Source organism: Enterobacter cloacae complex sp. 309I3 (genome assembly GCF_050031595.1).
Taxonomy (GTDB): domain Bacteria; phylum Pseudomonadota; class Gammaproteobacteria; order Enterobacterales; family Enterobacteriaceae; genus Enterobacter; species Enterobacter cloacae.
Window position 1 is genome coordinate 881,991 of record NZ_JBLGWI010000001.1, and the last position, 19,684, is coordinate 901,674.

20 protein-coding genes are annotated in these 19,684 nt (G+C 54.5%); 12 read left to right on the forward strand and 8 right to left on the reverse strand.

The window, feature by feature from the left end:
* Positions 1–21: 21 nt before the first annotated feature.
* From fabZ to tilS, 9 genes are all read left to right on the forward strand, one after another.
* Entirely contained in the window at positions 22–477 is a 456-nt protein-coding gene (gene fabZ / locus ACQG22_RS04135) for a 3-hydroxyacyl-ACP dehydratase FabZ (RefSeq protein WP_010426706.1), read from the forward strand.
* Positions 478–480: 3 nt separating this feature from the next.
* A complete protein-coding gene (gene lpxA, locus ACQG22_RS04140) occupies positions 481–1,269 on the forward strand; it encodes an acyl-ACP--UDP-N-acetylglucosamine O-acyltransferase (RefSeq protein WP_013095662.1) in 789 nt (262 codons plus the stop codon).
* Positions 1,269–2,417: a lipid-A-disaccharide synthase gene (lpxB, locus tag ACQG22_RS04145; RefSeq protein ID WP_038981262.1), complete on the forward strand. Its 1,149-nt coding sequence runs from the start codon at positions 1,269–1,271 to the stop codon at positions 2,415–2,417. Before lpxA ends, lpxB begins: the two co-directional genes overlap by 1 nt.
* On the forward strand, positions 2,414–3,010 hold the full coding sequence (gene rnhB, locus ACQG22_RS04150; protein WP_369706556.1) for a ribonuclease HII: 597 nt from the start codon (positions 2,414–2,416) through the stop codon (positions 3,008–3,010). The genes lpxB and rnhB overlap by 4 nt, the downstream gene beginning before the upstream one ends.
* Positions 3,011–3,048: 38 nt before the next feature.
* Positions 3,049–6,531: a DNA polymerase III subunit alpha gene (gene dnaE, locus ACQG22_RS04155; RefSeq protein WP_248092186.1), complete on the forward strand. Its 3,483-nt coding sequence runs from the start codon at positions 3,049–3,051 to the stop codon at positions 6,529–6,531.
* Positions 6,532–6,543: 12 nt separating this feature from the next.
* Entirely contained in the window at positions 6,544–7,503 is a 960-nt protein-coding gene (accA, locus tag ACQG22_RS04160) for an acetyl-CoA carboxylase carboxyl transferase subunit alpha (RefSeq protein WP_013095666.1), read from the forward strand.
* A 100-nt stretch (positions 7,504–7,603) separates the two neighbouring features.
* The gene (locus ACQG22_RS04165) at positions 7,604–9,736 is read left to right on the forward strand and encodes a lysine decarboxylase LdcC (RefSeq protein ID WP_062729341.1); all 2,133 of its coding nucleotides are present in this window, start codon (positions 7,604–7,606) and stop codon (positions 9,734–9,736) included.
* A 65-nt stretch (positions 9,737–9,801) separates the two neighbouring features.
* Positions 9,802–10,191 (forward strand): VOC family protein, encoded by a 390-nt coding sequence (locus tag ACQG22_RS04170; RefSeq protein ID WP_061771875.1) that lies wholly within the window; start codon positions 9,802–9,804, stop codon positions 10,189–10,191.
* Positions 10,192–10,249: 58 nt separating this feature from the next.
* Positions 10,250–11,536 (forward strand): tRNA lysidine(34) synthetase TilS, encoded by a 1,287-nt coding sequence (gene tilS, locus ACQG22_RS04175; RefSeq protein ID WP_044158883.1) that lies wholly within the window; start codon positions 10,250–10,252, stop codon positions 11,534–11,536.
* Between the two features lie 28 nt (positions 11,537–11,564).
* Here the strand turns inward: tilS and rof are convergent, their stop codons facing one another.
* Positions 11,565–11,825, reverse strand: a complete 261-nt coding sequence (gene rof / locus ACQG22_RS04180) for a Rho-binding antiterminator (RefSeq protein WP_014830722.1) — start codon at positions 11,823–11,825, stop codon at positions 11,565–11,567.
* Positions 11,812–12,012, reverse strand: a complete 201-nt coding sequence (locus ACQG22_RS04185; protein WP_008501889.1) for a YaeP family protein — start codon at positions 12,010–12,012, stop codon at positions 11,812–11,814. The genes rof and ACQG22_RS04185 overlap by 14 nt, the downstream gene beginning before the upstream one ends.
* A 196-nt stretch (positions 12,013–12,208) precedes the next feature.
* On the opposite strand from ACQG22_RS04185, the gene ACQG22_RS04190 reads away from it, so the two are divergent.
* Genes ACQG22_RS04190 through nlpE form a run of 3 tightly spaced genes read left to right on the forward strand, consistent with a single transcriptional unit; the run spans position 12,209 to position 13,905 of the window.
* Positions 12,209–12,754 (forward strand): YaeQ family protein, encoded by a 546-nt coding sequence (locus tag ACQG22_RS04190; protein ID WP_369706555.1) that lies wholly within the window; start codon positions 12,209–12,211, stop codon positions 12,752–12,754.
* Complete coding sequence (gene arfB / locus ACQG22_RS04195; protein WP_020688557.1) at positions 12,751–13,173, forward strand: alternative ribosome rescue aminoacyl-tRNA hydrolase ArfB; 423 nt, start codon at positions 12,751–12,753, stop codon at positions 13,171–13,173. The genes ACQG22_RS04190 and arfB overlap by 4 nt, the downstream gene beginning before the upstream one ends.
* Positions 13,174–13,206: 33 nt before the next feature.
* Positions 13,207–13,905, forward strand: a complete 699-nt coding sequence (gene nlpE, locus ACQG22_RS04200) for an envelope stress response activation lipoprotein NlpE (RefSeq protein ID WP_062729342.1) — start codon at positions 13,207–13,209, stop codon at positions 13,903–13,905.
* A 49-nt stretch (positions 13,906–13,954) separates the two neighbouring features.
* Here the strand turns inward: nlpE and proS are convergent, their stop codons facing one another.
* From proS to metN, 6 genes are all read right to left on the reverse strand, one after another.
* Positions 13,955–15,673, reverse strand: a complete 1,719-nt coding sequence (gene proS / locus ACQG22_RS04205) for a proline--tRNA ligase (RefSeq protein WP_038418725.1) — start codon at positions 15,671–15,673, stop codon at positions 13,955–13,957.
* A 112-nt stretch (positions 15,674–15,785) separates the two neighbouring features.
* Positions 15,786–16,493: a tRNA (N6-threonylcarbamoyladenosine(37)-N6)-methyltransferase TrmO gene (gene tsaA, locus ACQG22_RS04210; protein WP_038418726.1), complete on the reverse strand. Its 708-nt coding sequence runs from the start codon at positions 16,491–16,493 to the stop codon at positions 15,786–15,788.
* The gene (rcsF, locus tag ACQG22_RS04215; protein ID WP_014830728.1) at positions 16,490–16,894 is read right to left on the reverse strand and encodes an Rcs stress response system protein RcsF; all 405 of its coding nucleotides are present in this window, start codon (positions 16,892–16,894) and stop codon (positions 16,490–16,492) included. The genes tsaA and rcsF overlap by 4 nt, the downstream gene beginning before the upstream one ends.
* A 106-nt stretch (positions 16,895–17,000) precedes the next feature.
* The gene (gene metQ / locus ACQG22_RS04220) at positions 17,001–17,816 is read right to left on the reverse strand and encodes a methionine ABC transporter substrate-binding lipoprotein MetQ (RefSeq protein ID WP_013095678.1); all 816 of its coding nucleotides are present in this window, start codon (positions 17,814–17,816) and stop codon (positions 17,001–17,003) included.
* Positions 17,817–17,857: 41 nt separating this feature from the next.
* Positions 17,858–18,511: a methionine ABC transporter permease MetI gene (locus ACQG22_RS04225; RefSeq protein WP_003856130.1), complete on the reverse strand. Its 654-nt coding sequence runs from the start codon at positions 18,509–18,511 to the stop codon at positions 17,858–17,860.
* Positions 18,504–19,535, reverse strand: coding sequence for a methionine ABC transporter ATP-binding protein MetN (gene metN / locus ACQG22_RS04230; RefSeq protein WP_029883822.1), 1,032 nt, complete (start codon positions 19,533–19,535; stop codon positions 18,504–18,506). Before metN ends, ACQG22_RS04225 begins: the two co-directional genes overlap by 8 nt.
* Between the last annotated feature and the right edge of the window lie 149 nt (positions 19,536–19,684).

The following is a 19,684-nucleotide window of genomic DNA, read 5'->3' on the forward strand; positions in this document are numbered from 1 at the left end:
CATTTTGACAGGAAGAGTATTTTGACTACCGACACTCATACTCTGCATATTGAAGAGATTTTAGAACTTCTGCCGCACCGTTACCCGTTTTTGCTGGTAGACCGTGTGCTGGATTTTGAAGAAGGTCGTTTTCTGCGCGCAGTGAAAAATGTCTCCGTTAACGAGCCATTCTTCCAGGGGCACTTCCCTGGTAAACCCATCTTCCCGGGTGTGTTGATCCTGGAAGCGATGGCACAAGCTACCGGTATTCTTGCGTTTAAAAGCGTAGGCAAACTGGAGCCGGGTGAACTGTACTACTTCGCGGGTATCGATGAAGCGCGCTTCAAGCGTCCTGTCGTGCCTGGTGATCAGATGATCATGGAAGTCACTTTTGAAAAAACGCGTCGTGGCCTGACTCGCTTTAAAGGCGTAGCGCTGGTTGACGGCAAAGTTGTTTGCGAAGCGACGATGATGTGTGCTCGTAGCCGGGAGTCCTGATACGTGATTGATAAATCTGCCTTTATTCATCCTACCGCTATTGTGGAAACCGGCGCCATTATTGGTGCTAATGTCCACATTGGCCCGTTCTGTATTGTTGGTCCCCATGTCGAAATTGGTGAGGGTACAGTACTGAAATCTCACGTTGTCGTGAATGGTCATACGACCATTGGCAGCAACAATGAGATCTATCAGTTCGCCTCCATCGGCGAAGTTAACCAGGATTTAAAATATGCTGGTGAGTCGACCCGTCTGGAAATTGGCGATCGTAACCGTATCCGCGAAAGCGTCACCATTCATCGTGGAACAGTACAGGGTGGTGGGTTGACGAAGGTGGGCAGCGATAACCTGTTTATGGTTAATGCGCACATCGCGCACGACTGTACCGTAGGTGACCGCTGTATTCTTGCCAACAACGCAACGCTGGCAGGACACGTATCGGTTGATGATTTCGCAATTATTGGCGGTATGACCGCAGTCCATCAGTTCTGCATCATTGGTGCACACGTGATGGTCGGCGGATGCTCCGGTGTGGCGCAGGACGTCCCACCGTATGTAATTGCGCAGGGCAACCATGCCACGCCATTCGGCGTGAACATCGAAGGCCTCAAGCGTCGTGGCTTTAGTCGCGAAGCGATTACGGCTATCCGCAACGCGTATAAGTTACTGTACCGTAGCGGCAAAACGCTGGAAGAGGCGAAGCCGGAAATTGCCGAACTGGCGGAAAAGCACCCTGAAGTGAACGCGTTCATGGAATTCTTTGACCGTTCCACAAGGGGTCTGATTCGTTAATGGTCGACAGTCGTCCGCTTACGATAGCCCTGGTCGCCGGAGAAACCTCCGGCGATATTCTTGGTGCCGGTCTTATCCGCGCGCTTAAGGCTCGCGTACCTGATGCTCGCTTTGTTGGCGTTGCAGGCCCGCAAATGCAGGCTGAAGGCTGCGAAGCCTGGTACGAAATGGAAGAGCTGGCCGTGATGGGCATTGTTGAGGTACTGGGGCGGCTGCGTCGTCTGCTGCATATCCGCGCCGATCTTACCCGCCGCTTCACCGAGCTCAAACCCGATGTCTTTGTCGGTATTGATGCGCCTGACTTCAACATTACCCTCGAAGGGAATCTGAAAAAGCAGGGCATTAAAACCATTCACTACGTCAGTCCGTCCGTCTGGGCGTGGCGACAGAAACGCGTTTTCAAAATCGGACGGTCAACCAATCTGGTGCTGGCTTTCCTGCCTTTCGAAAAAGCGTTTTACGACAAATTTAACGTTCCGTGCCGTTTTATCGGGCATACCATGGCGGATGCGATGCCGCTGGATCCGGATAAAAACGCAGCGCGTGACGTGCTGGGGATCCCTCACGATGCGCACTGTCTGGCTCTTCTGCCGGGTAGCCGTGGCGCAGAAGTAGAGATGCTTAGCGCGGACTTCCTGAAAACCGCGCAAATTCTGCGCGATACCTATCCCGATCTCGAAGTGGTTGTGCCGCTGGTGAACGCCAAGCGCCGGGAGCAGTTTGAGCGTATCAAAGCCGAGGTTGCACCGGATCTTCACATCCATCTGCTGGATGGAAAAGGCCGTGAGGCGATGGTCGCGAGCGATGCCGCGCTGCTGGCCTCCGGTACGGCAGCCCTGGAGTGCATGCTGGCGAAATGTCCGATGGTGGTAGGCTATCGCATGAAACCGTTCACCTTCTGGCTGGCCAAACGCCTGGTGAAGACGGAGTACGTTTCGCTGCCAAACCTGCTCGCCGGGCGTGAACTGGTGAAAGAGCTTCTGCAGGACGAGTGTCAGCCTCAGGCGCTGGCCGATGCGCTGCTACCGCTGCTTGCCAACGGCAAGACCAGCCACCAGATGCATGATACGTTCCGCGAACTGCATCAGCAGATCCGCTGTAATGCCGATGAGCAAGCGGCTGATGCGGTGCTGGAGTTAGCAAGATGATGGAATTTATTTATCCTCACACCCACCTTGTTGCGGGTGTGGACGAAGTGGGCCGTGGCCCGTTAGTGGGCGCTGTCGTGACCGCGGCGGTGATCCTCGATCCTGCCCGTCCGATTATCGGGTTGAATGACTCCAAAAAGCTTTCAGAAAAGCGCCGACTGGCGTTATTTGATGAGATTCAGGAAAAAGCATTAGCCTGGAGCCTTGGGCGTGCTGAGCCGCATGAAATTGACGAGCTGAACATCCTGCATGCCACAATGCTGGCGATGCAGCGTGCGGTGGCGGGGCTGAAAATTGCCCCGGAGTATGTTCTTATTGACGGCAACCGTTGCCCTGCATTACCTGTGCCTTCCATGGCGGTAGTAAAAGGGGATAGCCGGGTCGCGGAAATCAGTGCGGCTTCTATTATTGCCAAAGTGACTCGCGATGCTGAAATGGCCGCGCTGGATCTCACTTACCCTCAGTATGGCTTCGCTCAGCATAAAGGGTATCCTACAGCCTTCCACCTGGCAAAGCTGGCTGAACATGGCGCAACCGAGCACCACCGGCGCAGTTTTGGCCCGGTGAAACGCGCGCTGGGACTGGTGTCCTGAATCAATACGCAAGCAATTAAGTAACGCGGAATCTGAAGATGGCTGAACCACGTTTCGTACACCTGCGGGTGCATAGCGACTACTCCATGATCGATGGGCTGGCGAAAACCGGGCCGCTGGTAAAAAAGGCGGCCTCACTGGGTATGCCTGCGCTGGCGATCACCGATTTTACCAACCTGTGTGGTCTGGTGAAGTTCTACGGAACGGCGCATGGCGCGGGGATGAAACCCATCGTCGGAGCTGATTTTCATGTGCAGAGCGAACTGCTCGGCGACGAAATGACGCAAATTTCCGTGTTAGCGATGAACAACACGGGTTATCAGAATCTCACCCTGCTAATCTCCAAAGCCTACCAGCGAGGCTACGGCGCCCTGGGGCCATGGATTGACCGGGACTGGCTGGCGGAGCTGAACGAAGGGTTATTGCTGATCTCCGGCGGCCGCATGGGTGATGTGGGCAAATGCCTGCTGCGCGGCAATAGTGCGCTGGTGGATCAGTGCGTATCATTCTATGAAGAGTACTTCCCGGATCGTTATTATCTGGAGCTGATCCGCACCGGTCGCCCGGATGAAGAGAGTTATCTCCATGCCGCTGTCGCGCTTGCGGAAGCGCGCGGGCTGCCCGTGGTGGCAACCAACGATGTACGCTTCATTGAGGCCGGGGATTTCGACGCTCACGAGATTCGCGTGGCGATCCATGATGGCTTCACCCTCGACGATCCGAAGCGCCCGCGTAATTATTCTGCTCAGCAGTACATGCGCAGCGAAGAGGAGATGTGTGAACTCTTCTCTGACATCCCGGAAGCGCTGGAAAACAGCGTTGAAATCGCCAAGCGCTGTAACGTTACCGTGCGTTTGGGTGAGTACTTCCTGCCGCAGTTCCCGACCGGGGAAATGACCACGGAAGACTTCCTGGTCATGAAATCCAAAGAAGGTCTGGAAGAACGTCTTGAATTCCTTTTCCCGGATGAAGAAGAGCGTAAAAAACGTCGTCCGGAATATGACGAGCGCCTGGATATTGAACTTCAGGTTATCAACCAGATGGGCTTCCCGGGCTACTTCCTGATCGTAATGGAGTTTATCCAGTGGTCGAAGGATAACGGCGTGCCGGTTGGTCCAGGACGTGGTTCCGGTGCCGGGTCACTGGTGGCCTATGCGCTTAAGATCACTGACCTCGATCCGCTGGAATTTGACCTGCTATTCGAACGTTTCCTTAACCCGGAACGTGTCTCCATGCCCGACTTCGACGTCGACTTCTGTATGGAAAAACGTGACCAGGTTATTGAGCACGTGGCGGATATGTATGGCCGTGACGCGGTATCGCAGATCATTACCTTCGGTACGATGGCGGCGAAAGCGGTTATCCGCGACGTGGGCCGCGTGCTGGGGCATCCGTACGGCTTCGTCGATCGTATCTCTAAGCTGGTGCCGCCCGATCCGGGGATGACGCTGGCAAAAGCGTTTGAAGCCGAGCCGCAGCTGCCGGAAATCTACGAAGCTGACGAAGAAGTCAAAGCGCTGATTGACATGGCGCGTAAGCTGGAAGGCGTCACGCGTAACGCCGGTAAACACGCGGGTGGTGTGGTTATCGCCCCGACCAAAATTACCGACTTTGCGCCGCTCTATTGTGACGAAGCGGGGCAGCACCCGGTTACCCAGTTTGATAAGAACGACGTTGAATACGCCGGGCTGGTGAAGTTCGACTTCCTCGGTCTGCGTACGCTTACCATCATCAACTGGGCGCTGGAGATGATCAACGCCCGCCGCGAGAAGAACGGCGAGCCGCCGCTGGATATCGCGGCCATCCCGCTGGATGACAAGAAAAGTTTCGACATGCTGCAGCGCTCGGAGACCACCGCGGTCTTCCAGCTTGAATCCCGCGGCATGAAAGATCTGATTAAACGTCTGCAGCCTGACTGCTTCGAAGATATGATCGCACTGGTGGCGCTGTTCCGTCCGGGACCGCTGCAGTCGGGGATGGTAGATAACTTTATCGACCGTAAGCATGGTCGGGAAGAGATTTCCTACCCGGACGTTCAGTGGCAGCACGAAAGCCTGAAGCCGGTACTGGAGCCAACCTACGGCATCATCCTGTATCAGGAACAGGTCATGCAGATTGCTCAGGTGCTCTCCGGCTATACCCTCGGCGGCGCGGATATGCTGCGTCGTGCAATGGGTAAGAAAAAGCCGGAGGAGATGGCCAAGCAGCGCTCTATTTTTGAAGATGGCGCGAAGAAAAACGGCATTGACGGCGAACTGGCAATGAAAATCTTCGACCTGGTGGAGAAATTCGCCGGGTACGGATTTAACAAATCGCACTCTGCCGCCTATGCTTTGGTGTCGTATCAAACCCTGTGGCTGAAGGCGCACTATCCCGCTGAATTTATGGCGGCGGTAATGACCGCCGATATGGATAACACCGAGAAGGTGGTTGGCCTGGTGGATGAGTGCTGGCGCATGGGACTGAAGATCCTGCCGCCGGACATTAACTCGGGTCTTTACCATTTCCACGTTAACGACGACGGGGAGATCGTGTACGGGATCGGCGCAATCAAAGGCGTAGGTGAAGGGCCGATCGAGGCGATCATCGAAGCGCGTAATAACGGTGGTTATTTCCGCGAGCTGTTTGATCTGTGCGCCCGCACCGATACCAAAAAACTGAACCGCCGCGTGCTGGAAAAACTGATCATGTCCGGTGCGTTCGACAGGCTGGGGCCGCACCGCGCCGCGCTGATGAACTCGCTTGGCGACGCGCTGAAAGCCGCGGATCAGCACGCAAAAGCGGAAGCCATTGGCCAGGCGGACATGTTCGGCGTGCTGGCGGAAGAGCCAGAGCAGATCGAGCAGTCTTACGCCAGCTGTCTGCCGTGGCCAGAACAGGTGGTGCTGGATGGTGAGCGTGAAACGTTAGGCTTGTACCTGACGGGGCACCCGATCAACCAGTACATCAAAGAAATTGAGCGCTATGTCGGAGGCTACAGGCTGAAAGACATGCATCCGACAGAACGTGGTAAAATCACCACGGCTGCGGGGCTCGTGATTGCTGCAAGGGTTATGGTCACCAAGCGCGGCAATCGTATCGGCATCTGTACCCTGGATGACCGTTCCGGGCGTCTGGAGGTGATGTTATTCACCGACGCGCTGGACAAATACCAGCAATTGCTGGAAAAAGACCGCATACTTATCGTCAGCGGACAGGTCAGCTTTGATGACTTCAGCGGGGGGCTTAAAATGACCGCCCGCGAAGTGATGGACATTGACGAAGCCCGGGAAAAATATGCTCGCGGGCTTGCTATCTCGCTGACGGACAGGCAAATTGATGACCAGCTTTTAAACCGACTCCGTCAGTCTCTGGAACCCCACCGCTCGGGGACAATTCCAGTACATCTCTACTATCAGAGGGCGGATGCACGTGCGCGGTTGCGCTTTGGTGCAACGTGGCGTGTCTCTCCGAGCGATCGTTTACTGAACGATCTCCGTGGCCTCATTGGTTCGGAGCAGGTGGAACTGGAGTTTGACTAATACAGGAATACTATGAGTCTGAATTTCCTTGATTTCGAACAGCCGATTGCTGAGCTGGAAGCGAAAATCGATTCTCTGACAGCGGTAAGCCGTCAGGATGAAAAACTGGATATTAACATCGACGAAGAAGTGCATCGTCTGCGCGAAAAAAGCGTAGAACTGACGCGCAAAATCTTTGCCGATCTCGGCGCATGGCAGATCGCCCAGTTGGCGCGTCACCCACAGCGTCCGTACACCCTGGATTATGTCCGCCTGGCGTTTGACGAATTTGACGAACTGGCAGGCGACCGCGCTTACGCTGACGATAAAGCTATCGTCGGTGGTATCGCTCGTCTGGATGGACGTCCGGTGATGATCATTGGCCATCAGAAAGGCCGTGAAACCAAAGAGAAGATCCGTCGTAACTTTGGTATGCCGGCACCAGAAGGCTACCGTAAAGCCCTGCGTCTGATGGAGATGGCTGAGCGTTTCAATATGCCCATCATCACCTTTATCGACACCCCGGGTGCTTACCCTGGCGTGGGCGCGGAAGAGCGCGGTCAGTCTGAAGCCATCGCACGTAACCTGCGTGAGATGTCTCGCCTGAAGGTGCCTGTCATCTGTACCGTTATTGGTGAAGGTGGTTCCGGTGGTGCGCTGGCGATTGGCGTGGGCGATAAAGTGAATATGCTGCAGTACAGCACCTATTCCGTTATCTCTCCGGAAGGGTGTGCCTCTATCCTGTGGAAGAGCGCCGATAAAGCGCCTCTGGCTGCAGAAGCGATGGGCATCATTGCCCCACGCCTGAAAGAGCTGAAGCTGATCGATACCGTCATCCCTGAGCCTCTGGGTGGTGCGCATCGTAAGCCGGAAGTGATGGCCGCTTCCCTGAAAGCGCAGCTGCTGGCCGATCTGGCGGACCTGGATGTGCTGAGCAAAGAAGACCTGCTCAATCGTCGTTACCAGCGTCTGATGACCTACGGTTACGCGTAAGCTTCACAATTATCTGAAAAGCCGCACACTGTTGCGGCTTTTTTTATACCTGCGGTTTACCCTGGCTATGCTTAGCTAATGTTTTTTAAGGAGGAAGCCCGTGAATATTATTGCCATTATGGGGCCACACGGCGTCTTTTATAAAGATGAGCCTATCAAGGAGCTGGAGCAGGCCCTGCAGTCACGTGGCTATCAGCTGATCTGGCCGCACAACAGCGCTGACCTGCTGAAGTTCATTGAGCACAACCCGCGGATCTGTGGCGTGATCTTCGACTGGGATGAGTACGACCTGGAGCTGTGCAGCGATATCAACAAGCTGAATGAATATCTCCCGCTGTATGCGTTTATCAATACCCACTCGACCATGGACGTCAGTGCACAGGATATGCGGATGGCGCTGTGGTTTTTCGAATACTCACTCGGCGTGGCCGAAGATATTGCGGCCCGCATTCAGCAATATACCGGCGAGTATCTGGATAACATCACGCCGCCGTTTACCCGGGCGCTGTTTACCTATGTGAAGGAAGGGAAGTACACCTTTTGCACGCCTGGTCATATGGCGGGGACGGCTTATCAAAAAAGCCCGGTTGGCTGTCTGTTTTATGATTTCTTCGGCGGTAACACCCTGAAAGCGGATGTGTCGATTTCGGTTACCGAGCTTGGCTCATTGCTGGATCACACCGGTCCACATCTGGAAGCCGAAGAGTACATCGCCCGCACCTTTGGGGCCGAGCAGAGCTATATGGTGACCAACGGTACGTCGACGTCAAACAAAATCGTCGGCATGTATGCCGCCCCGGCCGGAAGTACGTTACTCATCGACCGTAACTGCCATAAGTCGCTGGCGCATCTGCTGATGATGAGCGATGTCGTACCGCTCTGGCTGTCACCCACGCGTAACGCGCTGGGGATCCTGGGGGGAATTCCGCGACGTGAATTCACCCATTCAGCCATAGAAAATAAGGTGGCGGCGATCCCCGGCGCAAGCTGGCCGATCCATGCGGTGATCACCAACTCCACCTATGACGGATTGCTGTATAACACCAACTGGATCAAACAGACTCTGGATGTTCCCTCGATCCACTTTGATTCCGCGTGGGTTCCTTATACCAATTTTCACCCCATCTACGCGGGTAAAAGCGGGATGAGTGGCGAACGCGTGCCGGGCAAAGTGTTTTTCGAAACGCAATCGACGCACAAAATGCTGGCAGCGTTTTCCCAGGCCTCGCTTATTCATATCAAAGGTGAGTACGACGAAGAGACGTTTAACGAAGCGTTTATGATGCACACCACCACCTCACCAAGTTATCCGCTGGTGGCCTCCATTGAAACGGCTGCGGCGATGCTGCGCGGCAATCCGGGTAAACGTCTTATCAATCGCTCTGTAGAGCGCGCGCTGCATTTCCGCAAAGAGGTTCAGCGGTTAAAAGATGAGGCTGAGGGCTGGTTCTTTGATATCTGGCAGCCGGAAGAGATTGACGAGGCGGAGTGCTGGCCAGTTGCGCCGGGTGAAGAGTGGCACGGCTTCCGTGATGCCGATGCCGACCACATGTTCCTCGACCCGGTAAAAGTGACCATCCTGACGCCGGGCATGGATGAACAGGGCAACATGAGCGACGAAGGCATTCCGGCCGCGCTGGTGGCGAAATTCCTTGATGAGCGCGGCGTGGTGGTGGAGAAAACCGGACCGTATAACCTGTTGTTCCTGTTCAGCATTGGGATTGATAAAACCCGCGCGATGGGTCTGCTACGTGGGCTGATGGAGTTTAAGCGTGCGTATGATCTGAACCTGCGCGTGAAGAACATGCTGCCGGATCTCTATGCGGAGGATCCTGATTTTTATCGCAATATGCGTATACAGGATCTGGCCCAGGGGATCCACAAACTGATCCGCCAGCACGATCTGCCGCGCCTGATGCTGCAGGCGTTTGACGTCTTGCCTGAGATGAAACTGACGCCGCACAAAGCCTGGCAGCGACAGGTAAAAGGGGAGGTAGAAACCGTTGAGCTGGAAAATCTGGTGGGACGCGTCTCGGCCAATATGATCCTGCCTTATCCGCCGGGCGTACCGCTGCTGATGCCGGGAGAGATGATCACCGAAGAGAGCCGTGCGGTGCTCGATTTTCTGCTGATGCTCTGTTCTATCGGGCGTCACTATCCGGGCTTCGAGACGGATATCCACGGTGCGAAACGTGATGAAAATGGGGTTTACTGGGTGCGAGTCCTAAAATAAAGGTGGCTGCTTGCCAGGGGCGGGTTTTCGGTTGTAACGTTCAGGCATCATAAAAAGGAGAAGCTATGCTGGGTTTAAAACAGGTTCATCATATTGCGATCATTGCCACCGATTACGTCAAAAGTAAGGCCTTTTATTGCGACATTCTGGGCTTTACGCTGTTAAGCGAGGCCTATCGTGTGGAGCGCGACTCCTGGAAAGGCGATCTGGCGTTAAACGGGCAGTATGTCATTGAACTGTTCTCTTTTCCTTTCCCGCCTGCGCGTCCGTCCCGTCCGGAAGCCTGCGGCCTGCGCCATCTGGCTTTTAGCGTGGATGATCTTGACCGTGCGGTAAAACATCTTGAAGAGCATGGCGTGAAGTGCGAAGCGATTCGTGTCGATCCGTTTACCGACAAGCGTTTTACTTTTTTCAACGATCCGGACGGTCTTCCGCTGGAGCTTTACCAGCAGTAAGCGCCATCCTGTGTGATAATGCCCGCTCTGTTCGGGCATTTTTTATGTGTAATTCTCTATGACCCTACCTGCTATTGCGCAAGCCGTTTCACCGTACCGCCAGCTGCTGGTGGGATTTAGCGGTGGCCTGGATTCTACGGTGTTGCTCCATCGCCTCAAGCTCTGGCGCGATCAGCAACCTGACGTTCAGCTCCGGGCGATGCATATCCATCATGGGCTGAGTCCTCATGCCGACGTCTGGGTTGCGCATTGTGAAGCGGTGTGTTCCGCATGGGCGATCCCGCTTGAGATTAAACGGGTAGTGCTCAGAGATGAGGGGCTCGGTATTGAAGCGCACGCGCGTAAAGCGCGCTATGCCGCGTTTACCGCGGCATTACAGCCCGGCGAAGCGCTGGTCACGGCACAGCACCTTGACGACCAATGCGAAACCTTTTTGCTGGCGTTAAAACGGGGAAGTGGCCCGGCGGGGCTCTCCGCCATGCCTGAACGCTCTGATTTTGCCGGGACGCAATTATTGCGTCCGCTGCTTGGCGAGTCGCGCGCATCGCTGGAAGCCTGGGCGCAGCAATATCAGCTGAGCTGGATTGAAGATGAGAGCAATCAGGACGATGGCTACGATCGTAATTTCCTGCGTCTGCGTGTTTTGCCGTTACTGACCGCACGCTGGCCGCACTTTGCAGACGCAACAGCACGAAGCGCCCTGCTGTGTGCCGAACAGGAGAGCCTGCTGGATGAACTGCTGAGTGAAGAACTGGCTGAACTGATTTCGGTAAACGGGGCGTTGGCGATCGCACCGCTGGAGGCGATGAGTCCGGTTCGTCGGGCCGCGCTGCTGCGCCGTTGGCTGGCCTCTCACCGTGCAACGATGCCATCGCGTGCCATGCTGGGACGTATCTGGGACGAAGTCGCCCAGGCGCGGGAGGATGCAACGCCGTGCGTGCACCTGAACGGTTTTGACGTCAGGCGCTATAAAGGCCAGCTGTGGTGGGTGAAATCGACCCCCTCGCTTGCAGATGTGGTGCTCGGCTGGCCATCGCCTGCGAAACCGCTGCTGTTGCCCTGGGATATGGGAAGCTTGTCTCTGGAGACGCCAGGCCATGTGCGTTTACCGAAAGCCGAAGAACCGGTCACCGTGCGCTTTAAGGCCAGCGGTATGCTGCACATTGTCGGACGTAACGGTGGAAGGAAGCTCAAAAAAATCTGGCAGGAGTGCAATGTGCCGCCCTGGTTGCGCGATACCACGCCGTTACTTTTTTACGGTGAAACACTGATTGCGGCGGCAGGGGTATTCATTACAGAAGAGGGCTGGGCAGAATCGGGCGTGAGTCTGGAGTGGAAAACGTAACGGGCAGCCAGGCTGCCCGTTAGTGTCATCAGGATTCGCTCACCACGACGGTGCCGATTTGCGGGTGGCTGAAGCTGGCAATTTTGTCCAGGCGTAGCTCACGCGTCGCACCGGCGTCTTCCACTATCAGATATTCCACATTCTTACGTGAAACCAGGTCGCTGGCTTTCGCCTTCAACACTTCGCCATCTTTTAACTCCAGCGTCAGTATTAAATGATGCTGGCAGGCGAGTTCGAGGTTGTCATAGTCATCACAATTGATGGGTTGATAAGTATCATTCATCGACATAATCGCTCACCAGTAAATTCGCCGCAGCATACGCTGCTTTTTCCCTGACCGATTCTGAAAGGCTCTCATCAGAGGCCACTTCATTAAGCACTTTCAATACACAGCCCAACGCATCCGGGACATATCCCAGATCTCCGCTGGCGATTTCCGCATACCGTTTGCGAATTAGCTCACAATAATTATTCACATCCCCTCCCGCCAGCGCACTGACTTACTGTGAGATATCATTAAGCCTACGAAGATAAACTCGGTTTAGCAAGGTGACTATACCATACTCATTTAAGCAATATCAGAGCCTTGATGGCGCCGTATTCATCACGGCGTAACAGCCTTTTGCCGCTGTTTTCGCTACAATGTGCGCCTGATTCGAAAGGAGTTCTCCCATGGCGCTGAAAGCGACAATTTATAAAGCGGTGGTCAATGTGGCTGACCTTGACCGCAACCAGTTTCTGGATGCGTCACTGACGCTGGCGCGTCACCCCTCTGAAACCCAGGAGCGCATGATGCTGCGCCTGCTGGCGTGGATTAAATATGCCGACGAGCGTCTGCAGTTCACCCGTGGCTTAAGCGCAGAAGACGAGCCGGAAGCCTGGCTGCGTAACGATCATCTGGGTATCGATTTATGGATTGAACTTGGTCTGCCAGATGAGCGCCGCCTTAAAAAGGCGTGTACCCAGTCTGCGGAAGTGGCGCTATTCGCGTACAACCAACGCGCTGCGGAAATCTGGTGGCAGCAAAACAAGAGCAAGTGCGGTCAGTTTACAAACCTCACAGTCTGGTATCTGGATGATGAACAACTGGCGCAGCTGAGCGAATTTGCCAGCCGGACGATGACTCTGCAGGCGACGATCCAGGACGGCGCAATCTGGCTTTCTGACTCTCAGAATAATCTGGAAATTCATCTGACGGCGTGGCAGCCTGCTTCATGATCGTGTTGTCCCGAAACGTCAGCATCCCGGACAATGAGCTGGAGATCACCGCCATCCGTGCGCAGGGGGCGGGGGGACAGCACGTTAACAAGGCTTCAACCGCTATCCATTTGCGCTTTGACATTCGGGCCTCAAGCCTGCCAGAGTATTATAAGGAAAGTCTGCTCGCTGCCAGCCATCATCTGATCACCAGCGACGGTGTCATTGTGATCAAGGCGCAGGAGTACCGTAGCCAGGAGTTAAACCGGGAAGCGGCAATTGCCAGACTGGTGGCGGTGATAAAAGAATTAACTGCGGTGCAAAAAAGCCGTCGGGCAACGCGGCCAACCCGCGCATCGAAAGAGCGTCGGTTGTCGTCAAAGGCTCAGAAATCCACAGTGAAAGCACTACGCGGTAAAGTTCGTCGCCCTTTGGATTGACGAAAAGGAACACTATTTCATAAGGAATTCATTGTGAAAAAAGCATTATGGTCAGCGTTGGCAGTGAGTACGCTCTTTGCGCTTTTCGGATGTAACAACCGTTCGGAAACGCAGGTCCTGCAGCCCACGCAGAATGAAGAGTTAAAGCCAATGCAGCAGAGCTGGCGCGGCGTACTGCCTTGTGCCGACTGTGAAGGTATTGAGACGTCGCTGTTCCTGCAAAAAGACGGTACGTGGGTCATGAATCAGCGGTATCAGGGCGCGAAAGAACCCTCCTCTTTTGCGACTTACGGAACATGGGCACGCACGGCCGAGAAGCTGGTGTTGACCGATACGAGCGGCGAGAAAACGTATTTCCGCGCCAAAGGCGAGGGGATGGAGATGCTCGACCGTGAAGGCAACCCGATTGAATCCCAGTTCAACTACACGCTGGCTCCGGTGAAAGCGGCGCTGCCGGCCACGCCGATGCCGATGCGGGGCATGTATTTCTATATGGCTGATGCGGCCATCTTTACAGATTGCGCAACGGGTAAGAAAGTAAGCGTGGCGAACAATGCCCAGCTGGAACGGGATTATGCGGTCGCACGCGGAAATGACAGTAAGCCGGTATTATTGACGGTCGACGGTCACTTTACGCTGGAGCCAAACCCGGATAGCGGCGAGTTGGTGAAAACCCTTGTGGCAGATAAATACGCGAAGTTCGCGGCAGGCAAAGACTGTAACAGTAAATAACGCTGGCTTTGCGCCATGAAAAAACCCCGCCTGAGCGGGGTTTTTTTATTTAACCTTTGATGGCTTTTACCAGGTAATCAAGGATATCACCGGTCTTAATCATCTGTTTTTCGCCGCTACGACGGTATTTATATTCAATCTCGTCGCTGTCGAGGTTACGGTCACCGATAACGATGGTATGAGGAATACCAATCAGTTCCATATCAGCAAACATCACGCCCGGACGTTCTTTACGGTCGTCCATCAGCACTTCGATACCCTGCGCGCGCAGCTCTGCGTACAGTTTCTCAGCCAGCTCCTGCACACGGTAAGACTTGTGCATGTTCATTGGCAGGATCGCCACCTGGAACGGCGCGATGTTATCCGGCCAGACAATGCCACGCTCGTCGTAGTTCTGCTCAATCGCCGCAGCCACCACGCGCGTGACCCCGATACCGTAGCAACCCATGGTCAGGATCTGGTTACGGCCATCTTCACCCTGAACGGCAGCGTTCAGCGCACGGGAATATTTATCGCCCAGCTGGAAGATATGCCCCACTTCGATGCCGCGTTTAATCATCAGGGTGCCCTGGCCATCCGGGCTTGGATCGCCTGCAACAACGTTGCGGATATCCGCCACTTCTGGCGTTGCCACATCGCGATCCCAGTTGATGCCAAAGTAGTGTTTACCATCAATATTAGCGCCTGCAGCGAAGTCGCTCATCGCCGCAACCGTGCGGTCAATCACAACAGGCACAGTCATATTCACCGGACCCAGAGAGCCTGGGCCTGCGTTTACGACGGCGCGGATTTCTGCTTCCGTTGCGAAGGTCAGTGGGCTGGCAACCTGTGGCAGCTTCTCAGCTTTCACTTCGTTCAGCTCGTGATCACCACGTACCAGCAGGGCAACCAGCGGATATGCACTGCCTTCAGTGGATTTCACCAGCAGCGTTTTAACGGTTTTTTCGATCGGCAGCGCAAACTGCTCAACCAGCTCGGCAATGGTTTTGGCATTTGGCGTGTCAACCAGCGTCATTTCCTGGGTTGCCGCGCCGCGTGGTTCTTTTGGTGCCAGTGCTTCAGCAAATTCAATGTTTGCCGCGTAGTCAGAGGAGTCAGAGAAGATCACATCGTCTTCACCGCTCTGCGCCAGAACCTGGAACTCATGGGACGCGCTACCACCGATAGAGCCGGTATCGGCCTGCACAGCACGGAAATCCAGACCCATGCGGGAGAAGATTTTGCTGTAAGCCTCGTACATTTTGTCGTAGGTCTCTTGCAGAGATTCCTGAGAAGTATGGAAAGAGTAAGCATCTTTCATCAGGAATTCGCGAGAACGCATAACGCCGAAACGTGGGCGAACTTCGTCACGGAACTTGGTCTGGATCTGGAAGAAGTTCAGCGGCAGCTGTTTGTAAGAGCTCAGCTCATTGCGAATCAGATCGGTGATCACTTCTTCATGCGTCGGGCCGAGGACGAACGGACGCTCGCCACGGTCAACGAAGCGCAGCAGTTCAGGGCCATATTGCTCCCAACGGCCGCTCTCCTGCCACAGGTCAGCGGGCTGAACCACGGGCATGGACACCTCGATAGCACCGGCGTTATTCATCTCTTCACGCACGATGTTTTCGACTTTTTTCAGGACGCGCACGCCGGTCGGCAGCCAGGTGTACAACCCGGAGGCCAGCTTGCGGATCATCCCGGCGCGCAGCATCAGCTGGTGGCTGATGACTTCGGCGTCGGCAGGTGTCTCCTTCAGTGTGGAGAGCAGATATTGGCTAGTACGCATGTTGTTACGGTTCCATTTCGACGATTGGAACAGGCTGAAACGCCAGCCTGACACAAAAAAAGTGGTTTAGTTTACCAGTGTGGCAAAGATGCCAAAAGAGAGGAGAAGAAAATTACCTGGGTTCCAGGGCAAACACTTCAAAACCGGTCTCTGTCACGCGCCAGCGGACATTAAAATCCAGCAGCCAGACGGCGTAGGTTTTCCCGGCTTCCTCTTCTTTACGGTAGGCTGGACGCGGATCCTGCGCCAGAACGTCTACGATAAAGTCCCGCAAACGGGGATAGCGCTTTTCCAGTTGGCTAAGTTGCGTAAGCAGTTCTGGCGTAAAGTGAACAGGCATATCCGCCTGCGGTGCTTGCTGGGCGTAGCTGGCCCGGGCATCTGGCAACGCTTCGGCAAAAGGCAGATAGGGTTTAATGTCGATAACCGGGGTGCCATCAACCAGGTCAAGGCTGCCTAACTCCAGTATCACCTGATCTTTCTGACAGCGTATTCCTTTCAGTTCAACCAGCGACATGCCGATCGGGTTTGGACGAAAGGTTGAGCGGGTCGCGAATACCCCCATCCGGGCATTTCCGCCCAGACGAGGAGGGCGCACCGTAGGACGCCAGCCACCGTCCATCGTCTGGTGAAACACAAAAACAACCCATAAATGGCTGAATGCCTCAAGCCCGCGCACCGCATCTGCCTGATTATAGGGCGCAATCAAGTGAAGTTCACCGCTGCCGCTGGTGACCAGACCCGGCTGGCGTGGCACGGCAAACTTCTCTTTGTAAGGAGAGCGGATAACGCCTATCTGTTCGAAATGAAAGGCACTCATTTCGCCGAAATGGTCAGCGCCGAACCAATACACACCGCCTGACGATAGCAGCCTGGTGTCCCGCTGGTGACTTCACAGCTGTGCAACAGTACCGCGTTAGCTTTCATTTTGGCCGCGTTGATCTGCATACGTTTACGGGCTGTCGGAATGTTGGGTGGGGAGTCCTGATTGGTAGCCTGACAGGATTCACCGCTCACCTCACCGAGCTCACGGAAAGGCTTGCCCACAAGTTCGTCGGCTTTGGTAATGATACGAACCGGCGCAGGGCGAGGCGCTTTAGGTTTAACGGGCTCTGCTTTTGGCGGGGTTGCAGTGCTTTGAACGGGTTCAACTGGAGATCTGCTTAGCATAGAACAGCCGCTCAGCATCAGTGCTAAAAGACAGATCGGTAAAGCACGCATAATAATTCCTCAGTGGATAATCAAAACGTCAGATATTGAATCAGTTGACTGCACAAATGACAAGACGGGCAGAAGCCCGTCTTGATGATATTACACTGAGGTAAGATTACCAGCCTTTAACCGCGCCGCCGTTAAACACTTTGTTGGCTTCCTGGTAAACTTCTTCAGACTGATAAGCCTGAACGAATTTCTTCACGTTTTCCGCGTCTTTGTTGTCTTCACGGGTCACGATCAGGTTAACGTACGGGGAATCTTTGTCTTCAACAAAGATGCCGTCTTTTGCCGGGGTCAGGCCAATCTGGCTGGCGTAGGTAGTGTTGATAACAGCCAGGGCGATCTGCGCATCGTCCAGAGAGCGTGGCAGCTGCGGCGCTTCCAGCTCAACAATTTTCAGATTTTTCGGGTTCTCGGTCACGTCGAGAACGGTCGGCAGCAGGCCAACGCCGTCTTTCAGTTTAATCAGGCCCACTTTCTGCAGCAGCAGCAGGGAGCGGCCCAGGTTAGTTGGATCGTTTGGCACAGCAACCTGAGAGCCTGGCTGCAATTCGTCCAGCGATTTAATCTTCTTGGAGTAGCCCGCGATTGGGTAAACGAAGGTGTTACCCACCGCAACCAGTTTGTAGCCGCGATCCTTAATCTGCTGATCCAGGTACGGTTTGTGCTGGAAGGCGTTGGCGTCAATATCGCCTTTGCTCAGCGCTTCGTTCGGCAGAACGTAATCGTTGAAGGTCACCAGCTCAACATCAAGGCCATACTTCTCTTTTGCCACTTTCTGAGCGGTTTCAGCAACCTGCTGTTCTGCACCCACGATAACGCCCACTTTAATGTGGTTTGGATCTTTTTCGTCCTGACCACAACCCACCAGTGCCAGAGAGCCGATCAGCGCGCCTGCTGCAGCAAAGGTCTTTAATTTAAACGCCATGTTTTTATCCTTAACTCGTCGAGTTTGTGTTGTGTGTAACGTTATTTGTGCGTAACAGCCCGGACGATGCGATCGCCAGAGAACTGGATGAGATAAACCAGTACAACCAGCAATACCAGAACGGTATTCATTACGGTAGCGTTATAACCAATATAGCCGTACTGGTAACCAATCTGGCCTAAACCGCCAGCGCCAACGGCACCGCCCATCGCGGAATAACCGACCAGGGTGATAAGCGTAATGGTTGCCGCATTCACCAGGCCTGGCAGTGCTTCCGGCAGCAGAACCTTGCGCACGATCTGCATCGGTGTGGCGCCCATTGCGCGGGAAGCTTCGATCAACCCGGTTGGAATTTCAAGCAGGGCGTTTTCCACCATACGCGCGATAAACGGCGCGGCGCCGACCGTCAGGGGAACAATGGCCGCCTGCAGACCAATAGAGGTGCCGACAATCACGCGGGTGAATGGAATCATCCATACCAGCAGAATAATAAACGGGATAGAACGGAAGATATTGACCAGCGCAGAGAGCGTACGGTACAACTTCGCGTTCTCAATGATTTGACCCGGACGCGTCACGTACAGCAGTACGCCGACCGGCAGGCCAATCACAAAACCAAAGAAACCGGATACAAAGGTCATTGCCAGCGTTTCCCAAACGCCGCGAACCAGCAGCCACATCATCGGCTCAGACATAACCCAGTACCTCTATTTTTACGTGATGTTCTTGCAGCCAGGCAATTGCCGCCTGGGTTTCTTCTTGTGTGCCGTGCATTTCCGTCAGCATGATGCCGAACTTCACGCCGCCGGCGTAATCCATCTGCGCGCTGATGATGTTGTTGTTCACATTGAAGCGGCGCGCGGTTTCGGAAAGCAGCGGGGCATCAACGGACTGACCGGTGAACTCCATTCGCAGCATCGGGACGCTGTTCGTCGTGGGTTCGGTTTTCAAACGCTCCAGATAATCTTCCGGAATATCCAGATGCAGTGTGGACTGAATAAATTGCTGCGCCAGCGGGGTCTTAGGATGTGAAAACACTTCACTTACCGTGTCCTGCTCAATCAGTTCACCGTTGCTGATCACGGCAACACAGTCACAGATGCGTTTTACGACATCCATCTCGTGCGTAATAAGGAGGATCGTCAGGCCGAGACGACGGTTAATGTCTTTCAGCAGTTCCAGAATAGAACGGGTGGTGGCCGGGTCTAATGCGCTGGTGGCTTCATCGCACAGCAGCACTTTGGGATTGCTTGCCAGCGCACGGGCAATGGCTACACGCTGTTTTTGTCCGCCAGACAGATTAGCCGGGTAGCTATCATGTTTATCACCCAGACCCACGAGATCCAGCAGCTCGGTTACGCGACGCTTAACCTCATCTTTAGGCGTGTTGTCGAGCTCCAGCGGTAAGGCGACGTTGCCGAACACCGTGCGTGACGCCAGCAGGTTAAAGTGCTGGAAAATCATGCCAATCTGGCGACGCGCTTTGGTCAGTTCTTTTTCTGAGAGCGCGGTCAGTTCTTGTCCGCCAACTTCTACGCTGCCCTGGGTTGGGCGCTCAAGCAGGTTAACACAACGGATCAGTGTACTTTTACCTGCACCCGATGCGCCAATGACGCCATAAATCTGACCAGCAGGAACATGCAGGCTGACATTGTTCAGCGCCTGAATGGTTCGGTTCCCCTGCTGGAACACTTTGGTGATATTGGAAAGTTTAATCATTAGATTATTTTTATCGTATGTAAGTTAGCCGTGGCATTTTCGTCTGCCAGATACGGGTGATGCCCGTAAACAAAACGGATGTTAAGGCATCCAGACGTCTAAATCAATCCAACTCTGTGCGATGAGCACTTTATTGCGCTGCGATTCAT

Coding starts and splice junctions, on each gene's coding strand:
- lpxB (WP_038981262.1), top strand. CDS start 1,269: ATGGTCGACAGTCGTCCGCTTACGATAGCCCTGGTCGCCGGAGAAACC.
- rnhB (WP_369706556.1), top strand. CDS start 2,414: ATGATGGAATTTATTTATCCTCACACCCACCTTGTTGCGGGTGTGGAC.
- dnaE (WP_248092186.1), top strand. CDS start 3,049: ATGGCTGAACCACGTTTCGTACACCTGCGGGTGCATAGCGACTACTCC.
- accA (WP_013095666.1), top strand. CDS start 6,544: ATGAGTCTGAATTTCCTTGATTTCGAACAGCCGATTGCTGAGCTGGAA.
- ACQG22_RS04170 (WP_061771875.1), top strand. CDS start 9,802: ATGCTGGGTTTAAAACAGGTTCATCATATTGCGATCATTGCCACCGAT.
- tilS (WP_044158883.1), top strand. CDS start 10,250: ATGACCCTACCTGCTATTGCGCAAGCCGTTTCACCGTACCGCCAGCTG.
- rof (WP_014830722.1), bottom strand. CDS start 11,825: ATGTCGATGAATGATACTTATCAACCCATCAATTGTGATGACTATGAC.
- ACQG22_RS04190 (WP_369706555.1), top strand. CDS start 12,209: ATGGCGCTGAAAGCGACAATTTATAAAGCGGTGGTCAATGTGGCTGAC.
- arfB (WP_020688557.1), top strand. CDS start 12,751: ATGATCGTGTTGTCCCGAAACGTCAGCATCCCGGACAATGAGCTGGAG.
- proS (WP_038418725.1), bottom strand. CDS start 15,673: ATGCGTACTAGCCAATATCTGCTCTCCACACTGAAGGAGACACCTGCC.
- tsaA (WP_038418726.1), bottom strand. CDS start 16,493: ATGAGTGCCTTTCATTTCGAACAGATAGGCGTTATCCGCTCTCCTTAC.
- rcsF (WP_014830728.1), bottom strand. CDS start 16,894: ATGCGTGCTTTACCGATCTGTCTTTTAGCACTGATGCTGAGCGGCTGT.
- metQ (WP_013095678.1), bottom strand. CDS start 17,816: ATGGCGTTTAAATTAAAGACCTTTGCTGCAGCAGGCGCGCTGATCGGC.
- ACQG22_RS04225 (WP_003856130.1), bottom strand. CDS start 18,511: ATGTCTGAGCCGATGATGTGGCTGCTGGTTCGCGGCGTTTGGGAAACG.
- metN (WP_029883822.1), bottom strand. CDS start 19,535: ATGATTAAACTTTCCAATATCACCAAAGTGTTCCAGCAGGGGAACCGA.